Annotated in this window: 15 protein-coding genes and 1 pseudogene; 10 read left to right on the top strand and 6 right to left on the bottom strand. The window is 58.7% G+C overall.

Annotated elements, in window-relative coordinates; translation table 11 throughout:
- Positions 1–275: 275 nt before the first annotated feature.
- The 3 genes from phnE to phnC are packed head-to-tail and all read right to left on the bottom strand — an operon-like array spanning position 276 to position 2,806.
- Positions 276–1,094, bottom strand: coding sequence for a phosphonate ABC transporter, permease protein PhnE (gene phnE / locus MHM88_RS20090; protein WP_057821745.1), 819 nt, complete (start codon positions 1,092–1,094; stop codon positions 276–278).
- A 22-nt stretch (positions 1,095–1,116) separates the two neighbouring features.
- Entirely contained in the window at positions 1,117–1,992 is an 876-nt protein-coding gene (gene phnD / locus MHM88_RS20085) for a phosphate/phosphite/phosphonate ABC transporter substrate-binding protein (RefSeq protein ID WP_057821746.1), read from the bottom strand.
- Between the two features lie 25 nt (positions 1,993–2,017).
- Entirely contained in the window at positions 2,018–2,806 is a 789-nt protein-coding gene (gene phnC, locus MHM88_RS20080) for a phosphonate ABC transporter ATP-binding protein (RefSeq protein WP_057821757.1), read from the bottom strand.
- Positions 2,807–2,939: 133 nt separating this feature from the next.
- On the opposite strand from phnC, the gene MHM88_RS20075 reads away from it, so the two are divergent.
- Positions 2,940–3,938, top strand: coding sequence for an NAD(P)-dependent oxidoreductase (locus MHM88_RS20075; protein ID WP_057821748.1), 999 nt, complete (start codon positions 2,940–2,942; stop codon positions 3,936–3,938).
- 5 nt (positions 3,939–3,943) lie between these two features.
- On the top strand, positions 3,944–4,807 hold the full coding sequence (locus tag MHM88_RS20070) for a LysR family transcriptional regulator (protein WP_074940723.1): 864 nt from the start codon (positions 3,944–3,946) through the stop codon (positions 4,805–4,807).
- Between the two features lie 205 nt (positions 4,808–5,012).
- On the opposite strand, the gene MHM88_RS20065 is transcribed toward MHM88_RS20070, so the two are convergent.
- On the bottom strand, positions 5,013–7,910 hold the full coding sequence (locus tag MHM88_RS20065) for a Tn3 family transposase (protein WP_239368549.1): 2,898 nt from the start codon (positions 7,908–7,910) through the stop codon (positions 5,013–5,015).
- Between the two features lie 125 nt (positions 7,911–8,035).
- Between MHM88_RS20065 and MHM88_RS20060 the strand changes: the two genes are divergently transcribed.
- From MHM88_RS20060 to MHM88_RS20025, 8 genes and pseudogenes are all read left to right on the top strand, one after another.
- Entirely contained in the window at positions 8,036–8,587 is a 552-nt protein-coding gene (locus MHM88_RS20060) for a recombinase family protein (RefSeq protein ID WP_057821753.1), read from the top strand.
- A 243-nt stretch (positions 8,588–8,830) separates the two neighbouring features.
- Positions 8,831–9,589 (top strand): electron transfer flavoprotein subunit beta/FixA family protein, encoded by a 759-nt coding sequence (locus MHM88_RS20055; protein WP_161353838.1) that lies wholly within the window; start codon positions 8,831–8,833, stop codon positions 9,587–9,589.
- Positions 9,589–10,515: an electron transfer flavoprotein subunit alpha/FixB family protein gene (locus MHM88_RS20050; RefSeq protein ID WP_161353837.1), complete on the top strand. Its 927-nt coding sequence runs from the start codon at positions 9,589–9,591 to the stop codon at positions 10,513–10,515. Before MHM88_RS20055 ends, MHM88_RS20050 begins: the two co-directional genes overlap by 1 nt.
- A 14-nt stretch (positions 10,516–10,529) precedes the next feature.
- Positions 10,530–12,314 (top strand): acyl-CoA dehydrogenase, encoded by a 1,785-nt coding sequence (locus MHM88_RS20045; protein WP_161353836.1) that lies wholly within the window; start codon positions 10,530–10,532, stop codon positions 12,312–12,314.
- 10 nt (positions 12,315–12,324) lie between these two features.
- Positions 12,325–13,959, top strand: coding sequence for an electron transfer flavoprotein-ubiquinone oxidoreductase (locus tag MHM88_RS20040; RefSeq protein ID WP_239368547.1), 1,635 nt, complete (start codon positions 12,325–12,327; stop codon positions 13,957–13,959).
- A 23-nt stretch (positions 13,960–13,982) separates the two neighbouring features.
- Positions 13,983–14,431: pseudogene (locus MHM88_RS20035) on the top strand (MaoC family dehydratase).
- A 55-nt stretch (positions 14,432–14,486) separates the two neighbouring features.
- Positions 14,487–14,795, top strand: coding sequence for a hypothetical protein (locus MHM88_RS23240; RefSeq protein WP_370687519.1), 309 nt, complete (start codon positions 14,487–14,489; stop codon positions 14,793–14,795).
- 297 nt (positions 14,796–15,092) lie between these two features.
- A complete protein-coding gene (locus MHM88_RS20025) occupies positions 15,093–16,835 on the top strand; it encodes an alpha/beta hydrolase (protein WP_239368545.1) in 1,743 nt (580 codons plus the stop codon).
- A gap of 314 nt (positions 16,836–17,149) precedes the next feature.
- On the opposite strand, the gene MHM88_RS20020 is transcribed toward MHM88_RS20025, so the two are convergent.
- Together MHM88_RS20020 and MHM88_RS20015 are read right to left on the bottom strand one after the other, a co-directional pair.
- Positions 17,150–17,761: a TetR/AcrR family transcriptional regulator gene (locus tag MHM88_RS20020; protein ID WP_170848854.1), complete on the bottom strand. Its 612-nt coding sequence runs from the start codon at positions 17,759–17,761 to the stop codon at positions 17,150–17,152.
- Between the two features lie 62 nt (positions 17,762–17,823).
- Positions 17,824–18,984: an ABC transporter substrate-binding protein gene (locus MHM88_RS20015; RefSeq protein ID WP_239368543.1), complete on the bottom strand. Its 1,161-nt coding sequence runs from the start codon at positions 18,982–18,984 to the stop codon at positions 17,824–17,826.
- Positions 18,985–18,994: the final 10 nt, after the last annotated feature.

Here is an 18,994-nt window from a genome sequence, read left to right as displayed (position 1 = left end):
CCCGGTTCGACCGGTTTGTCATCTCTTCTCAGCTTCACGCATTCCGTCAGCGGTTCCGCGCTCAGGAGACAGGGGCCGCGTAGATCTCGTTGCGGCGCAGGAGCGCCCAAGCGGGGGTCGAGTCCGGCTGAGTGCAGAATAGGGCGCTAAGGGTTTTTAGCCCGGATTGCCAGCATAATGACCCTTCGCCGCGCCGTACACGAAGTGGTAAGACCGGACTCTGCTGCAGCTCGCAGCAGGCTGCCGAAGATCCGCTTTTCCCGGGTGACTGTGACTTACTGGAATCGTTTCCGTAGCATGTTGCTGAGTGCGTCAACGATTGTCACGGTGGCCAAGATGACGATCAGAACGGCCGACACCTGGGGATAGTCCAGCAGGCGCAGCGATCCGACGAGTTCGGTTCCGATCCCGCCTGCACCAACCATTCCCATGACGGTCGAGGCGCGGAAATTGTATTCCCACCGATACATTGTGACGTCAGCGAATTGCGGGAAGACCTGGGGCATTACACCATGGGAGATAACTTGAAGAGACGTGGCGCCAGAGGCTTCGGCGGCTTCGATGGGCGCGGGATGCGCGTGTTCGATGGCTTCGGCGAAGAACTTGCCGACCATGCCAATCGAATGCAGGCCCAGGGCCAGCACGCCCGGCAGCATTCCAAAGCCAACGGCGGCAACGAAGATGATGCCCATGATGAGTTCGGGGATGGAGCGTAGCGTGTTCAGCACGAGGCGCGCAGCCTGATAGGCCCATTTGTTCGGTGTCGTGTTCCGTGCCGCAAGAAAGCCGAGCGGGACCGACAGGACGACGGCCAGTGCGGTGCCGGCCACCGACATGGCGAGCGTTTCGATCATTGGCTCGACCCATTGACGCCAGCGGGTGAAATCGGGCGGCACCATTTCGGCGAAGAGCGTGCCGATAGCGGGCAGACCGTCGGCCAGCCGCCCGCCATCGAGCATTCCGGTCAGCCAGAGACAGAGGACAATGATCGCCACGATGCCTCCGATCTGGAGAAGGAGACGCCGCCGCCCTTTGCGATCCGCCGCAAGAATGGTGTCGGCGGTTTGGGGCGTATTGGTCTGGGCAAGGGTCATCGCGGCGTCTCCTCTTTTGGGATCAGTCGGTTTGCAGATTGCTGCGGATATCGCGGATGATGTCGTAATCGGCATCCGTGATCGCGGCGAAACCGTCCGCCTTGAATGGGCCAAGAACCGCATCGCCGACCTCGGTGCCGGGTTCAAGATCAAGAAAGGCGTTGCGGATGCTGTCCTGCAGCTCCTGCGTCATGTCGGTGCGCATGACCCATGGGTACTGCGGAATATCGGCGGAATATCCCAGGATCACCAGATTGTCGGGGTTCACCGTGCCGCGCTCGACGAGGCGTTCAAAGATTGGACGGCTCAGGCCACCGACCTGGGCGTTGCCAAGTTCGACGTTGCGGGCCACGGCGTCATGGGCGCCGGTGAAGTTTTCGTTATAATCCTCGCCAGTCGCGACGTCTTCAAGCAGCATCGTGTATTTCGGGGCGAAGTGGCTTGATGTCGATGCCTGATCGCCAAAGGCGACGTCCACGCCGGACCCTTCGATATCTGCGATGGAACTGATGCCCGCCTCCGCGTTAGCGATGAGGACTGCCTGATAGGTCGTGCTGCCACCGCTGATACGGGCCGCGAAGGGCTCGATATCTAGGTCGCTGCCGTCCATGCGATCCTTTGCGATCGTATAGGAAGCGGGGCCGAAATAGGCGACGTCGATGCGGCCAAACCGCATGGCTTCAATCATCGATGAATAGTCGGTTGTGACGATCAGATCGATGTCTCTGCCGAGCGTCTCTTCGAGATGCGCGGCAAGAGGTTCGTTGTCCTGGATCACGGTCGCCGCGTTTTCGTCGGGCAGAAGTGCCACGCGCAACGTATCAGGATCATGGTCACCGGCGGCGAAGGCGGCGCCAGCCAGCAGAGTCGCGGCGATGGCGTAGGTGGTCGATTTCATCTTTGGGTCTCCTATGATGATGAACTCAAGTCGCATCCTGCCCGGTCGATCCATAGATCTGGGTCAGGACAGTTTCGGAAAGCTGTGTGGGCGGGCCGTCGAAGACGATCTGCCCACCGGCGAGGCCGATGATCCGGTCCGCAAAAGCCTTGGCGTAATCGAGCTGGTGCAGACTGACGATCACCGGAATGCGGTCTTCCTTGCAGATCGAGCGCAGGACGTTCAGCACGCGCTCGGATGAGGCCGGATCGAGCGACGCTACAGGCTCGTCGGCGAGGATCATCTTCGGCTCTTGAGCCAGCGCACGCGCGATGCCGACGCGCTGCTGCTGGCCACCCGAGAGGCTGTCGCAGCGCGTCAGCGCTTTTTCGAAAAGGCCCACGCGTGTCAGGCACTCAAGGGCCAGCCGTCGTTCCTCTTCCGAGAAACCAACAAGGGTGCGCCAGAAGGAATGCCGCCCAAGCCGGGACAAGAGGACATTGTGCATTGCCCCCATCCGGCCGATAAGCTGGTGTTGCTGGAAGATCATCGCCGTATCGCGGCGATGCGCCCGGATGGATTGAGTCGCATCCAGCGTTCCGATCTCCCGTGACAGGACCGCCCCGGATGTGGGCCGCACGAGCAGATTCAAGGTGCGCAGCAAAGTGGATTTGCCCGCGCCTGAAGGACCCAGCAACACCGTCAATTCGCCGTCTTCGAAATCAACGGTCGTCGGCTGCAATGCGACCGTGCCGTTCGGATAGATCACTTCGACCTGGTCCAGGCACAGGATTGGTGCCGCATCCGTCTTCGTATCGCTCCGATCAAAAGCCATCTGCTGCTGTCCCATATCGACCGATTCCCCTTCGTCACCCATTCTGCTACGCGATCAAAGCAACAGAATTATTACATATTGCGATTACCCTCTTGCCTTGATAGCAATGCGAAAAAAGGGAGGGATGACCTCAATGCGCGAAAAAATCATTGTGCCGAACTGGATCGAGGACGAGACACTGGCCACCCTACGGATGGTCGGCGAGGTCATTTCGAATGACAGCACAGAGCCGTTATCGTTCGAACGGCTGAAAGAGGTTTGTGCGGACGCAACTGCACTGATGGCCTTCATGACGGAAGCGGTGGACCGCGCATTTCTCGAAGCCTGCCCGCATCTGAAGATCGTGGCGGGGGCACTGAAAGGCTTTGACAACATTGATGTCACTGCCTGCACGGATCATGGCGTGTTGGTCACGATCGTGCCCGATCTGCTGACCGAACCGACGGCGGAACTCACGCTTGGGCTGATGATCGCTCTGACCCGGAACATGCGGGACGGCGATACGCACATGCGGACGGGCACCTACGCTGGATGGCGCGCGCGCTTTTACGGGGGCACGTTGCAGGGCGCTGTGGTCGGCGTCATCGGCGCGGGGGCTGTCGGGCGCGAAACACTGCGACTGCTATCCGGCTTTCGGGGAACGCGGCTTTATCACGATGTGACGCCACTGGATCCGACAACCGAGAAAGCGCTGAGCGCGCGCAAGGCTGCGCTGGACGAAATCGTGGCCACATCGGATTTCGTTGTTCTGGCGGTTCCTTTGACCGAGGCGACGCTTGGGATGGTCGATGCCGCATTTATCTCCCGCATGAAACCAGGGGCCTGCCTGATAAATCCTGCGCGCGGCAGCCTGGTCAATGAAGCCGACGTCGCATCCGCGCTCGAAACCGGCCATCTGGGTGGATACGCTGCCGACACCTATGAGATGGAAGACTGGGCCAGGCCCGACCGTCCACAGCACGTCCACCCCGCCCTGTTGGCTTCGGAGAAAACCGTTCTGACACCGCATATCGGATCGGCTGTGGTTGAGGTGCGGCGCGCCATCGCAGCCTCGGCGGCGGACAGCATTATCACAACACTCAAAGGCGACCTACCCGAGACAGCGCTGAACCCCCAAGTCCTGAAAGGATAAGTGTGATGCTGAACCTGAGCCTTGTGCGGAGCTTTGTCGGTCTTGTCGAAGCGGGTAGTTTCCATGGCGCTGCGACCCGCTTGAAGATCGCACAACCGACAATTTCCCAGCATTTGCAAAAGCTTGAAGAGGATTTAGGCGTTCCACTGATCGAGCGTAGTCATGCTGGCAGCCGTCCGACACGGCATGGCGAACGCTTCCTGCCTCATGCGCGCCATCTGTTGAAATCTGCTGCACGCGCCGAGACCATCGCGCGCGACGACAGTCTGATCGTTGGGTGCAGTGGCAATATCGCCAGCTACTATATGGCCAAGGCGTTCAAAGGGTTTCTGGACGCGGAGGACTGGCGAGGCCGGTGGGAAATCACCTCGGCACCCAATCCCCGCATCGCCGAGATGCTACTGAGCCGGGAGATCGACATTGCGGCAATGGAATGGCCCCTTTCACACCCGGATGTCGCGGCAGAGCGGTGGCGCAGCGCGGAGATGATCGTGATCCTGCCCACCGACCATCCTTGGGCGGGCCGCCGCGAGATCACCGTCGAGGAGTTCCTCACACTTGAAATGATCGGCGGGGAAAGTGGATCCGGCACCGGCACGCTCCTGCGCGATGTGTTGGGCGACAGGGCCGGCGAACTGCGCACGCGCGCGAATGTCGGATCGACCGAAGCCGTCAAACAGGCTGTCATGTCCGGCTTGGGTGCTTCTATCATTCTCGCCGAAGCTGTAACCCATGAAATTGATACCGGCGCACTGATCGGTATTTCCATCAAAGGAATGGCGATGAAGAAGACATTCTTCACAGCCCGCCTGAAGACGATCAGAGACGACGAAATCGCAACAAAGCTGTCCCGCTTTCTAACTGGCTAGGACCGATCCGCAAACTGGCGCACGACTACATTTGATCTATGTAATGCAAAGCAATCACTCGGTGGCGGTTGGTCAGCACGGATCTTGATCCTGCCCGTTTCACTGAAGCCACCATCCATGCAGATCTCAGCATTGGTCAAAGTGGGCTTGGAGTCAGATTTCGCTGGCTGCTGATGAATGACCGGTGTTGTCGCTGCACGAGGTTTCATGGGTTTTCCATCATCCGCCTCCACCGATATTCACCTGTGAGGATAATATGTGCCCATCCGAGGGGCGAGATATGTGAGAGAAGATATGCGGGTGTATCGAGCCCAGCATTTTGTCGCGCGGCGACCGCAAAACCGAGTTGCTTGGTGTTCCAATAGATGATGATGGCGGTGAGCAGGTTCAGCCCTGCGATGCGGAAATGCTGGCCCTCAGTTGTACGGTCGCGGATTTCGCCTTGGCGACCGATCCGCAGTGCGTTCTTCAGGGCATGATGTGCTTCTCCTTTGTTGAGGCCAATCTGTGCGCGGCGCTGCATATCGGTATCAAGTAGCCAATCAATGATAAACAGCGTCCGCTCGATACGTCCGATTTCACGAAGGGCAATGGCCAGATCATGTTGCCGTGGCCGTGCTGCCAGTTTCTTCAGAAGCTGGCTCGGTTGCATTCTCCCGGAGAGCATCGTCGCGATGCAGCGCAACACGTCCGGCCAGTTGGCGATAATCGTGTTTTCGCGGATGCGGTCACCGGCCAGGCCTTTTAGTTCGTTCGGGACCCCATGACGATCAAAGACATGCAGCCGCTTTGAAGGTAAGTCCTTGATGCGCGGGATGAACCGGTAGCCGAGCAACGAGGTGGCCGCAAAGACGAGGTCTGTGAAGCCGCCCGTATCTGCGTATTGTTCTTTGATCCGTTTGCCGCTCGGGTTCATTAGCAGACCGTCCAGAATGTACGGTGCCTCGTTCACTGTAGCTGGGATCACCTGTGTGGCGAAGGGGCCATATTGATCTGATACATGGGTATAGGCTTTCAGGCCGGGCTCATGGCCGTACTTCGCATTGATCAGATTCATCGCCTCGCCCTGGCGTGTGGTGGGAAAGAACTGACCGTCACTGGAAGCGGTTTCACCAGCACCCCAGTATTTTGCCATTGGCAACCACGCCTGCGCCTCGATCACCATAGCCAGTGCCCGATTGATGGCCTCACTTTCCACGTGCCAGTTTGAGAGCCGGGCCAATTGCTTAAAGTTATGGGTACTGCTCGCCCCGGCCATTTTGCTGAGTCCAAGATTCAGACCCTCTGCGAGAACAACATTCAGCATGCCAAGCCTGTCTTTGCACGGTGCCCCGGTACGCAGATGGGTGAAGGCGTCAATGAACCCTGTGTCATTGGCCACCTCCGTGAGCATATCTGTGATCCGCACTTCTGGCAGGCGACGATAGAGGTCCAGGATCAGGCTATCGGCTTCAGCGGGAACGTCAGCTTCAAGGCGTTCGACGCGCAATCGCCCATCCTCGATGATCCCGCCTGGGAGGGCGCCGTTCCTGACTGCCTTGGCAAGCCTGTGCAGCCCGTCGTCCAGCCGTTGTTTTCGATCTGCAAGCCAGACTTCCGGCTTCAATGGCATCGACAATCCCATAGTCTGCGCGGCCTCGACCGGAACCAGAGCCTGTTTCAGGTCGCTGTAGCGGCGAGAATGAGCAAGCCAGACATCACCGGATCTGAAGGCCTCACGCAGATGGAACAGCACCGCGACAACCCAGAGACGGTCCCGGTTCGTTTCGGGGTCGCTGAGATGCCCTCGCCATTTTGATCGGGGCTGAAGAAATGGCGCAGAGCGGCTTGGAATATCTTGCCTGTCGCGGATCACATCGGCCGCCGCAAGCAAAGGCTGAGCCACACTGGCCCCTGTGATGTCCAATGTTGCCAGCATTCGGGGGGCATAGAGCTTGAACCGATGATACCCCTGCTCGACATAAGCCAGTGCACCCGCCTTGACGGTCTTACTGAGTGACCTTGCTGTTGCAACGAGGTTTTCCAGAGCATCCCAGCCACAAGATGCATCCACGGCACCGGCGATAGCCACCTCATCTCCCTTGGCGATCAACAATGTCGTGCCCAGAGTCTCAAACCCGGCCAGGGTCGCCGCGATCTCCGATTGCGCCGCGGTAACACGGGCATCGCAAATCCTCTTTGCCTCCCGCCAGATTGAGCCAACGATCCGGTCATGTGTTTCGACAACGGTATCTGCGATGGCAGCCGACCACTCAACGACGCAGGTGGCAAGGATGGCCAGTCGTCGATCACTGGTGATGTCCCGCAATCCATCCGTAAAGTAACGTTCCCCCTGGCGGCGAAGGCGTGTGACCCGATGTGCGGGAATGTCGTCCAGGATTGTTGGCGACAACGCGATCCCCTGCAGGAATTCCAGCCGGTCGAGCTGGCGGTTGATATCGGCAGAGTTCTTGCCCACCTCGAATTGTCGCAACCAGATGAAGCGGCTGATCCGGCTATCAGCGTCTTCATTGAGCAAACCGTTAAGTTTGGCTTTCATTTCGAGGTCGAGACGTGCCGCAATGCGAGCCTCGATCCGTTGTTCGGCCGCAACCAATGCGTCAGCACAGTGTCGTTCTATGACCGACAGGCCGGGCAGGACAACCTGTCGCCTGCGGCATTCCTCCACAAACCCGCGAACCAAACCCTCACTCGATTGAGCCGCCTCGGCGTGCTGGTCCAACCACCTCTGCATTTTCTTGGCATGTTTGCCAGCAAACATCTTGTAACCGTACATCTTACGCAGTGAGCCGAGATGTTCTCGTCGTGTCTTCTCACGGGCGGCATATTGCAACAGGTCATCTGGTTTCAGTCCAATTTGAGCGGCTATGAACCGGGACACAGGTTCCGGTATAACTTCGCCAGCCTTCAGCAAACGGCCCGGAAACCGAAAGGCACAAAGCTGAAGCGCAAAGCCGATTTGGTTTTCTGGTCGCCGCCGTGTGCGGATATGTTCAATGTCCTCATCATCCAGGGTGTAATGCCGCAGCAACGCCATCTCCTCTGTAGGGAGATCAAAAAGTGCCGCGCGTTGTCGCGCGGTCAGAACCGCTCGATGTGCCATCGGATTGTTCTTTCGTTAGGAGATGTGGTCTTTGAAAGTAGACATATTGAGACATCACGCTTGCCATGTCTTTTTCAATGTCTCAATATGGTTGTCGCATGAACCCTTAATATATTCGAGACCCCATGGCCAAAGTCGGATATGCCCGCGTCAGTTCAGTCGGACAATCTCTAAACGTGCAGCGTGAAAAACTGAGCGACTGTGACAAACTGTTCGAAGAAAAGCGCAGCGGCACCACCGATGCCCGCCCTCAGCTCAAGCAATGTCTGAATTATGTCCGTGAAGGCGACCAGCTGATTGTAACGCGCATCGACCGACTGGCCCGATCCACTTTGCACCTATGTCAGGTCGCGGAGACGCTGCGCGAAAAGGGCGTCGATCTTGTCGTCCTCGACCAGAACATCGACACATCCGATGCAACTGGTCGTCTGTTGTTCAACATGCTGGGTGCTATCGGCCAATTCGAGACTGAGATCCGGGCCGAACGGCAAATGGACGGAATCAAGAAGGCGAAAGATCGCGGCGTTCAGTTCGGCAAACGGCCTGCGCTCACCAATGATCAGATCGCAGAGCTCCGCGAAAAACGCGCTCAAGGTAAGCTGATCAAAGACCTCATGGCTGAATACAGCCTCTCTAAGGCCACCATCTATCGCTATCTCACCGAAAACGCGGCCTGAGCTCGACTACAGAAGCCCAATCCAGGCTTAACGCCCTATTCTGCACTCAGCCGGACTCGACCCCAAAAAGGCGAGCCACAAAATCAGCTGCATTTGGCAAGTTGAAAACACATTAAACCGGGTTTTCGAAGATGGCAGTGACGTGGTGAACAATCTCTGGAACCTGAACGAAACTACCAAGTGAAGTCGCGTTTCCCATCGGACACTTCCCGATGGCCGAACATCAAAAAAAGGAGCCTCATAATGAAGGTGCTGGTGCCTGTCAAACGCGTGATCGACTATAACGTGAAGGTTCGCGTCAAAGCGGGCGGATCGGGCGTTGATCTCGCCAACGTGAAAATGTCGATGAATCCGTTTGACGAAATTGCCGTCGAGGAGGCGATCCGACTGAAAGAGGCCGGCAAAGCCGAAGAGATCATTGCGGTCTCGGTCGGCGTAAAGCAGGCGCAGGAAACGCTGCGGACAGCTTTGGCCATGGGGGCCGACCGGGCGATCCTGATTGTCGCCGCCGACGATGTGCATACCGACATCGAACCCCTCGCCGTGGCGAAGCTGCTGAAAGCGGTGATCGACGAAGAACAGCCAGGTATCGTTCTGTGCGGTAAACAGGCCATCGACAATGACATGAACGCCACCGGGCAGATGCTTGCGGCGCTCACGGGTTGGGCACAGGCGACGTTCGCCTCCAAACTGGAGATCGACGGCGACAGCGCCAACGTGACCCGCGAAGTCGACGGCGGATTGCAAACTATCAAGGTCAAAATGCCGGCCATCGTCACCGTCGACCTGCGCCTGAACGAACCGCGCTATGCCTCGCTGCCGAATATCATGAAGGCCAAGAAAAAGCCGTTGGACGAAAAAACCGCCGCCGATTACGGCGTCGAAGTCGCCCCGCGCCTGGAAATCGTCAGCACGGCCGAACCCGAGGCCCGCGCCGCTGGGATCATCGTCGGCTCGGTCGACGAACTGGTCGAGAAACTCAAAGAAGCGGGGGCTGTGTAATGGCTGTTCTTCTCCTTGCCGAAGTGAACAATGGCGAATTGTCGCTGGACGCCACCGCCAAGGCCGTGACCGCCGCCAAGGCCCTGGGTGACGTGACCGCGCTCTGTGCCGGGGGCTCTGCCGCCGCCGCGGGCGAAGCCGCCGCCAAGATCGACGGCGTGTCCAGAGTGCTGGTCGCCGAAGACGCAAGCCTCGGCCACCGCCTGGCGGAATCCACCGCTGCGCTGATCGTGTCGCTGGCCGGTGATTACGAGCATATCGTTGCGCCCGCCACCACCGACGCCAAGAACGTGATGCCGCGTGTTGCCGCACTGCTGGACGTGATGGTGATCTCAGATGCCTCGGGCGTGGTTGACGGCAACACGTTCGAACGCCCGATCTATGCCGGCAATGCCGTGCAGACGGTCCGCTCGAACGATGCCAAAAAGGTCGTCACCTTCCGCACCTCGACCTTTGATGCGGCCGGTGACGGTGGTTCGGCCCCGATCGAAACCATCTCGGCGGGTGACAATCCCGGCCTCAGCGAATGGGTCGAGGACAAGGTCGCCGAAAGCGATCGACCTGAACTGACCTCGGCAGGCGTCGTGGTCTCGGGTGGCCGCGGTGTCGGTTCCGAAGAGGACTTCAAACTGATCGAAGCCCTCGCGGACAAGCTAGGCGCCGCTGTCGGCGCGTCGCGCGCGGCGGTCGATTCGGGCTATGCCCCCAACGACTGGCAGGTCGGCCAGACCGGCAAGGTCGTGGCCCCGGACCTCTATGTTGCGGTCGGCATCTCGGGTGCGATCCAGCACCTCGCCGGCATGAAGGACTCCAAGGTCATCGTTGCCATCAACAAGGACGAAGAGGCCCCGATCTTCCAGGTCGCGGATTTCGGACTGGTCGCCGACCTGTTCACCGCCGTGCCGGAATTGATCGAAAAGCTCTGATCTGGAGTCAGAAAATGACCTATACCGCCCCCCTTCAGGACATGCGTTTCGTTCTGCGCAAGCTTTGTGATCTCGACGCGATCAGCCAGTTGCCTGGCCTTGAAGAGGCAACGCCGGATATGGTGGACGCGATCCTCGAGGAAGCCGCCAAATATGCCGGCCTAGAACTGTCGCCGCTCAGCCGGTCCGGCGACCTCGCCGGTCTGGGTTTTGAAGATCGCCGGGTGACCATGCCCGAAGGCTGGAAAACCGTCTACGACATGCTGGTCGAGATGGGCTGGAACAGCCCGTCGGCAAGCCCCGAATACGGTGGCATGGGTCTGCCCTTCGTGGTCAATGCCTGCATCCAGGAGATGTTCCACGGCGCCAACATGGCATTCCAGCTCTGCCCGATGCTGACCCAGGGCGCGATCGAGGCGCTTGAATGCTATGCTTCGGACACCTTGAAAGAGACCTACCTGCCCAAACTGGTGAGCGGCGAATGGACCGGAACCATGAACTTGACAGAACCGCAGGCAGGGTCTGATCTGGCCGCGATACGGTCAAAGGCGGTGCCCGAGGGCGATTGCTACCGGATCAGCGGCCAGAAGATCTTCATAACTTACGGCGAGCATGACCTTACTGACAACATCATCCACCTCGTGCTGGCCCGACTGCCTGATGCTCCGGCGGGCGTCAAAGGCATCTCGCTCTTCGTTGTACCGAAGGTGATGCCAGATGGCGCTCCCAATGACGTGCACTGCGTTTCGATTGAGCACAAGCTGGGTATTCATGCCAGCCCGACATGCACGTTGTCATTTGGAGATAGCGGTGGCGCCGTCGGTTACCTTGTGGGCGAGGTCAACCGTGGACTGGAGTATATGTTCGCGATGATGAACAACGCCCGGCTCAATGTGGGAATCCAGGGCATCGGCGTTGCCGAACATGCCTGCCAGGACGCGGCGGCGTATGCAGCCGACCGCCGGCAGGGCAAGGTTGACGGGGTCGAGGGGTCGGCCGCAATCATTCACCATCCAGATGTTCGCCGCATGCTGGGTATCATGAAGAGCCGCACCGAAGCCGCCCGCATTCTCGCCTACCGCGCCGCGGCGGCGCTGGATTTTGCGCATCGCGCCGTCGACCCCGAGGCCCGGGACCGTGCACAGCGCCGGGTTGATCTACTGATCCCGGTTGTCAAAGGCTGTTCGACCGAGATGTCGATCCAGACCGCCTCGCTTGGCATTCAGGTTCATGGTGGCATGGGCTATATCGAGGAAACCGGTGTAGCACAGCACCTGCGCGACGCCCGGATCACCACGATCTACGAGGGTACCACGGGCATTCAGGCACTCGACCTGACCGGGCGCAAGATCCTGCGCGACCGCGGTGCGGCGGTTCAGGAAATCATCGACGACATGCGATTGAGCGCGGCGGAACTTGCCTGCGAGAGCAGCCCGCACGGTGATTGGACGCTCTTGTCGCGCAGCGTTTCGCACGCTGCCGATACGGTGGAAACCGCTACAAGATGGCTGCTTGATGCGGGTAAGGAAACCGCACATACGCAGGCCGCGTCGGCAATGAACGTGCTAGAGCTCTTCGGCCTTTCGCTGGGCGCCTGGGCCTTGGGCGATGCGGCGCTTGCTGCCGCTGGGGAACCTGCCGCGGGTGGCCAATCCGACCATGCCGGCGCCAAGATCCGGCTGGCGGAATTCTATGCGCAGCAAGTCTTCCCCGAGGCGCTGGCACGGCTGAGCGCGGCGACGGATGGTGCGTCGAGCGTTCTGGCGCTGGCACCCTCTGATCTGCACAGCGTTGCGTGAGGTCATTGAGATGTCTGGATCTGCACGAGAAACGATAGAATATGATGTGGTGATCGTCGGCGCGGGGCCTGCGGGTCTGAGCGCCGCGGTCCGTCTCAAGCAGCTCGACAGTTCGCTTGACGTGGTGGTGCTGGAAAAGGGTTCGGAAGTGGGGGCGCATATCCTGTCCGGCGCAGTACTCGATCCCTCGGGGCTCGAGGCGCTGATCCCCGACTGGAAGGAAAAGGGCGCGCCGCTAAACGTCCCGGTGACCTCCGACAAGTTCTACATGCTGGGCGAGGCCGGTCAGATCCGGGTGCCGGGGTTTCCGATGCCGCCGCTGATGAACAACCACGGCAACTACATCGTCAGCATGGCCAATGTCTGTCGCTGGATGGCCGAGCAGGCCGAGGAGCTGGGCGTCGAGGTTTTCCCCGGCATGGCCTGTTCCGAGCTGGTTTATGACGAAAACGGCGGCGTGAAGGGTGTTGTGGCCGGTGAGTTCGGCAAGGAAGCCGATGGCACACCGGGGCCGGCCTATGAGCCCGGCATGGAGCTGCACGGCAAGTACGTGTTTCTGTCCGAGGGCGTGCGCGGGTCACTGGCCAAGGAAGTGATTGCCAAATACGACCTGTCGAAGGGCAAGGAGCCGCAGAAATTCGGCATCGGCATGAAAGAGATCTGGGAGATCGACCCGGACAAGCACAACGAGGGTGAGGTGACCCACACCATGGGCTGGCCGCTGGGAGGCAATGCCGGGGGCGGGTCGTTCATCTATCACCTCGAGAACAACCAGGTCTATGTCGGGTTCGTGGTGCACCTGAACTACAAGAACCCGCATCTCTTCCCCTATATGGAATTCCAGCGCTTCAAGCATCACCCGATGGTGGCCGAACTGCTGGAAGGCGGCAAACGCGTGGCTTACGGCGCGCGGGCGATCTCTGAGGGCGGGTTCCAGTCGATGCCCAAGATGGTGGCGCCGGGTGTGGCGCTGCTGGGCTGTTCGGTGGGCATGGTCAACGTGCCGCGGATCAAGGGCAACCATAATGCGATGCTGAGCGGCAAGGCCGCCGCCGAGGCCGCGCATGCCGCCATTGAAGGCGGACGTTCCAGCGATGAATTGAGCGACTACGAGACCGAAGTCCGCACCGGCCCCATCGGCAAGGACCTCAAGAAAGTGCGTAATGTCAAGCCGCTCTGGTCCAAGTATGGCCTGCTGGCCAGCCTGACGCTGGGCGGGTTCGACATGTGGACCAACACGCTGGGCTTCAGCCTGTTTGGTACGCTCAAACACGGCAAGACCGACGCCGCCGCGACCGAGCAGGCCAGCACGCACAAGCCCATCGAGTACCCCAAGCCCGATGGCACGCTCAGCTTTGACCGGCTGACCAATGTCAGCTTCTCGATGACCAATCACGAGGAAAGCCAGCCTGCGCATCTGCAGCTGAAAGACCCCAACGTGCCGATGTCCGTGAACATGCCGAAATATGCCGAACCGGCACAGCGGTACTGTCCTGCGGGCGTGTACGAGGTGGTTGAAGACAAATTTGTCATCAACTTCCAGAACTGTGTGCACTGCAAGACCTGCGACATCAAGGACCCCAGCCAGAACATTAACTGGGTCACGCCGCAGGGGGGCGACGGGCCGAACTATCCCAACATGTAACGCAATATCAGGAGAACCGGACTATGAACGAGCTGAACGGATATGACATCGAGGATCTCGAACCGGGCATGATCGCCACGTTTTCGAAAACCATTACCGATGCCGACATCATTCTTTTTGCGGGTGCGTCCGGCGACAACAACGCGATTCACATCAACGATGAATTCGCTAAGACCCCCCGTTCAATGGCCGTATCGCGCATGGATTTCTGACCGCCAGCACCATTTTAGCAGCGATTGCCAACAAACTGCCTGGGCCAGGAACAATCTATATTTCGCAGGCGATGAATTTCGTGGCGCCTGTGCGTCCGGGTGACACGGTTCATGCTGAAGTGGTTGTCAAGGAAATCATGCGAGGGCGCTGCCGCGCCGTCCTGCAAACGACCTGCCGCGTACGGGACCAGGTCGTCGTGGATGGCGAGGCAACGGTCAAATTGACGTCCAGCGCCAAACGGGCCGCCAAGGCCGCTTAACGCGGTGCCGGTAGTGCCGACGTTTCCTGATTCAGTCACCCAGACGGAGACACCTGTGACCGAACGTCCCATCAGCCGCTATTCGGTTCCCGACGTGAATGCGCTTCCCGAGGATCCGAAATCCATGATCCTCGGCATTCAGAAAAAGGGCGGGGGTTATTCCGAATGTGTTTCTGGCCTTTGCGCACCGACCCGCGGACTGCGCGCGTTCATGGCCTATCATGATGCATTGATGGAGAAAGAAAGCGGATTGTCTCAGGCCGACCGCGAAATGATCGTTGTGGCAACCTCCAATGACAATAGCCGCCTGTATTGCCGATTGCTCACGGGGCGATTCTCCGGATCCGCGTCAGGAACCCGATGATTGCAGACCAGGTCGCCACGAATTGTCGCAAAGCGAATATTACACCCCGGCAGGTGGCAATGCTCGATTTCGCGTTAAAAGTGTTCGATAATGCAGTTGCGATCGATGAGTTCGATTTCGAAACCCTACATGGGCACGGTTTCAACGATGAGGATATCTGGGACATCGAGGCATCACGGCGTTCGTCGGGTTGTCCAACAGGATGGCGAATGTCACCTCGATGCGCCCGAATGACGAATTCTACATGATGGGACGCGGATGATGACGCAACAGACAAATTCGACAGACAGCGCTGACATGGCAGAGGCCGCAACGGAAATGCAGGATCTGACGCTGCGCACGATGGCAGTTTTGTCACAGCTCCACGAGCGCGCCCTCAAGAAAGCCAGCGGGTCGGAGTATTCCCTGATGGACACCCAAACGCTTGCCAAAGCCTATGGAACTTTCTGGGGCGACATGCTGCAGAACCCGGGAAAGTTGTTTGATGCACAGATGAAAGCGGGCACGGCAATCTTGTCCTCCTGGCAGGCGATGTTGCGCGACACCGGGGAAGAGGGCAGCGTGCAGGACCGCCGTTTCAGTGACCCCAATTGGGACAAGGACCCGGTATCGCGCATCTATCGCGACATGTTCCTGGCGGTCGAAGACGCGACCAATGACCTGTTGGAAAAGCTTCCAAAAGACTTCAGGGATCATATGCGCGTCAGTTTCTACACCCGGCAGATGCTGAGTGCTCTGTCGCCCAGCAACTACCTGCTGACAAGCGCTCCGGCGCGCAAGATGTTCATCGAAACCGACGGCACGAGTTTCCGAAAGGGGCTGTCCAACATGCTCGACGATCTCGAGCGCGGCGAGGGGCGTCTGGACATCGCTACCAACGATTCAACGGCTTTCCAGGTGGGCGAAAACCTTGGTACGACCGAAGGTGAGGTCGTATTCCAGAACGACCTGATGCAACTGATCCAGTACCATCCGCGCACTCCGGAACAGCATAGCGTGCCAATCCTGTTTGTCCCAGCCTGGATCAACAAGTTCTACATTCTGGACATGCAGCCAAAGAACAGCCTGGTGCGCTACATGCTGGATCGAGGACATTCCGTGTTCGTGATATCCTGGGTTAATCCAACCAGCGAACACGCGGACAAAGATTTTGCCGACTACATGACCCTCGGCCCGCTGGCCGCTCTTGATGCCATTCGCGACATCACCGGAGAAGAAAAGGCCAATATCCTCGGCTTCTGCATCGGCGGCATCCTGGTGACGGCGACGCTGGCTTACCTCGCAGGCATTGGTGATGACCGGGTCAATAGCGCCACAACACTGGCCACCATGGTCGATTTCAAGGACGTGGGAGAAATCGGCGTCTTCATTGATGAGAACCGGCTGGAAGTTCTGCGCGCGCATATGGAAGAGAAAGGTTATCTTGAAGCCTATCACCTGCAGGACATGTTTTCGATGCTGCGCGAGAACGACCTGATCTGGTCGTTCTTCGAGGCGAATTACCTGCGCGGCAGGAAACCTCGCGCTTTCGACCTTCTGTATTGGAACTCGGATTCCACCCGTTTACCGGCGGCGATGCTGCTTTGGTATCTCAAAGAGATCTATCTCGAGAACCGGCTTCGCCAGCCCGGCGGATTGGAAATGAACGGCATCAAGATCGACCTGAGCAAAATAGAAACGCCGGTTTTCGTACTTGCCACGTCCGAGGATCACATCGCCCCCTGGACCTCGATTTATCCAGCGACGCAGATACTCGGCGGCGAGGTTGAATTTGTCCTTGGCGGCTCGGGCCATATTGCCGGAGTCATCAACCCCCCGACCGAACGTGCCAAATACGGTTTCAGAAAAAGCGACACCTATCCGCCAGAACCAGCGAATTTTCTGACCAAGGCCACGGAAATGCCGGGGTCGTGGTGGCCCTACTGGGCGGACTGGCTCGAGGCCAAAGACGGCAAGACCGTCAAGCCTCGAAAGCCCGTCAACCGCGGAAAGTACAAATCCATCGAGCCGGCACCGGGAAGCTACGTTCGGGCGAATTGAGACCGCGTTCCATGACAGGGATATGTGGTCGTTCGGTACTGCCGGAAATCGCCGCGAAACCTGAACGCCATCCCTCGTGAAGCGGAACGACCGGAAATCCTATCCCTATTGAACCAAGCATCAAACGTCTTGCATTCCTCGGCATAATCAAATGGCCGGTAGCGGATACTCCTGTGCATATGTGGGCAGGGCAACGATCTTCGTCAGATTTCACCGAATGAATTGCCCCCCAATCAACCGGCATTCCGAAATCCCGACTGTGACTGGTCTGGTTGTATGCCGAAATTGAGCGCAAAAACACAGCATTGGGTGCGCTAGGCTCGTATTCCATCGCTGACAAGTTCAAGGATCTGGTTGGCAATAACCTCAGGAGGTTCCGAACCGTCAGGGTTGTACCACTCCGGCATCTGGTTGAAGGCCGAGAACAGCACCTGCGCCAGTCTTTTTGTTGAACTTTGGCGGATCGATTTGTCTTCAATGCCGGCCTTGATGATCTCTTCAAGGAAATCCTGACCATCGCGCAGGGTCTGGCGCAGTTTGTCCTGGTTTCTGCCCGTGAGGTTGCGGCGCGCCTCGCGCATCAATGAGGAACCGAAATCACTCACAACCAATGCGGCGTAAGAACGAAAAAACACGCGCAACCTGTCAAGGCCGTTGCCAGTTGATACCTGGGCCGCGTCAAAGCAAAGCTTGACCCCTTCCAGCGACACCAATGAGCACTGCATCAGGATGTCTTCCTTGTTGCGGGCGTAGTAATAGAGTGCAGGCTTGGTCAGATCGAGTTCGGCGGCGATATCATCGAGCGAGGTTTTCTTGTAACCGACTGTCGAAAACAGTCTCGCCGCAACGTCCAACACGGCACGGCGCTTCAGTTCCTGCTGCTCTTCGACGTCTTTTGTCTTTCTATGCCACTGGATTGCAGGCACATGACCCTCGCTTGAAATTGTGCGCCGGGCGAGAATTCTTCCCGCCCGGCATCTTACCAAGTTTAGTAGTCGAGGCCCCGGGCTGCAACTGTCCAGGCGCCGTTTTCAACCTTGGCCAGGATCAGCGTTTCCACCCCCTGGTGATCTTCGGGGCCAAAGCTGATTGTTTGGCCGCCGATCGGATCGACATAGCCATTGATCGCCTCGATCGCAGCCAAGAAGCCTTCGGTGGTCAGTTCGGGGCCTGCCGCTTCAAGCGCCTCGGCCAGCAAATCGATGAAAATATAGCCCAACTGCGCCTGCGGCTCCATTTTTGTCCCATAGGTCTCTGCATAGCTTTCCAGGATGCGTTTGGCCTCGCCTTCCGAGGTCGCGACATCGGCGAAGACGAAGGGCGAAACCAGATAGAGCCCTTCCATTGCACCGTCTGCCGCCTTGGCCACAGCATCCATGTAGGGGACCATGCCCGTGACGAAGATCGGTTCGAAACCGAGCTTCTTCGAGGTGGCAACGGTCAAGATCGTGTCCTTGACGCTGCCGGCGTTGAAGACGATGTCGCAGCCTGCATTCTTCAAGGTCGTGACCGAAGACACCATGTCGGTCTCTGTGGCCGCATGCTCGGTTTTTGCAACGATCTCCATGCCGTATTCATGTAGCTGCTGTTCGACGCCAAGCGTCATCGACTCGCCCGCCTCGTTGGCGATCTGCGACACGCAGGGAGTCACAAACCCGCCATTGTCATGGAAATAGGCTACCGCCGCACGGAACTGCTCGGTATAGTTGCGAAAAAAGGCGTATTTCATCGGGTGCAGCGGCTCTGCCATCTCGGGCGCCGCGGTCATGGGAAACAGGTTGGGAACGCCGGCGTCCAATTGCTGCGGCATGACCGCGAGGTTCATCGGTGTTCCCAGCGCGCCGACCATAGCAAAGACCCTGTCGCGGCGCAGCAGTTTGTTGGCAGCCTGAATGGCGCGCGGCACCTGATACTGCGTGTCCTCGATCACGATCTCAAGCTGGCGACCGTGAATGCCGCCCGCGGCGTTGATCTCGTCCACGCGCATGCGCAGTCCGTTGGCTTCAGGTACGCCCCAGACAGCCAGCGGGCCGCTGAGATCGGTATAGCTGCCAAGCGTGATCTTATCGTCGGTCACGCCCTGCGGACCAGCAATGGCCGCACCGGTGACCAACGCGGAGAGCGCCAGTGCAGTTGCAAAATTCTTCATGATTTCCTCC

This window comes from Epibacterium sp. MM17-32 (genome assembly GCF_022348205.1).
In the GTDB taxonomy this organism is placed as follows: Bacteria; Pseudomonadota; Alphaproteobacteria; order Rhodobacterales; family Rhodobacteraceae; genus Epibacterium.
Note: the sequence above shows the minus strand (reverse complement) of the source record. Positions and strands in the feature narration are given on the sequence as shown.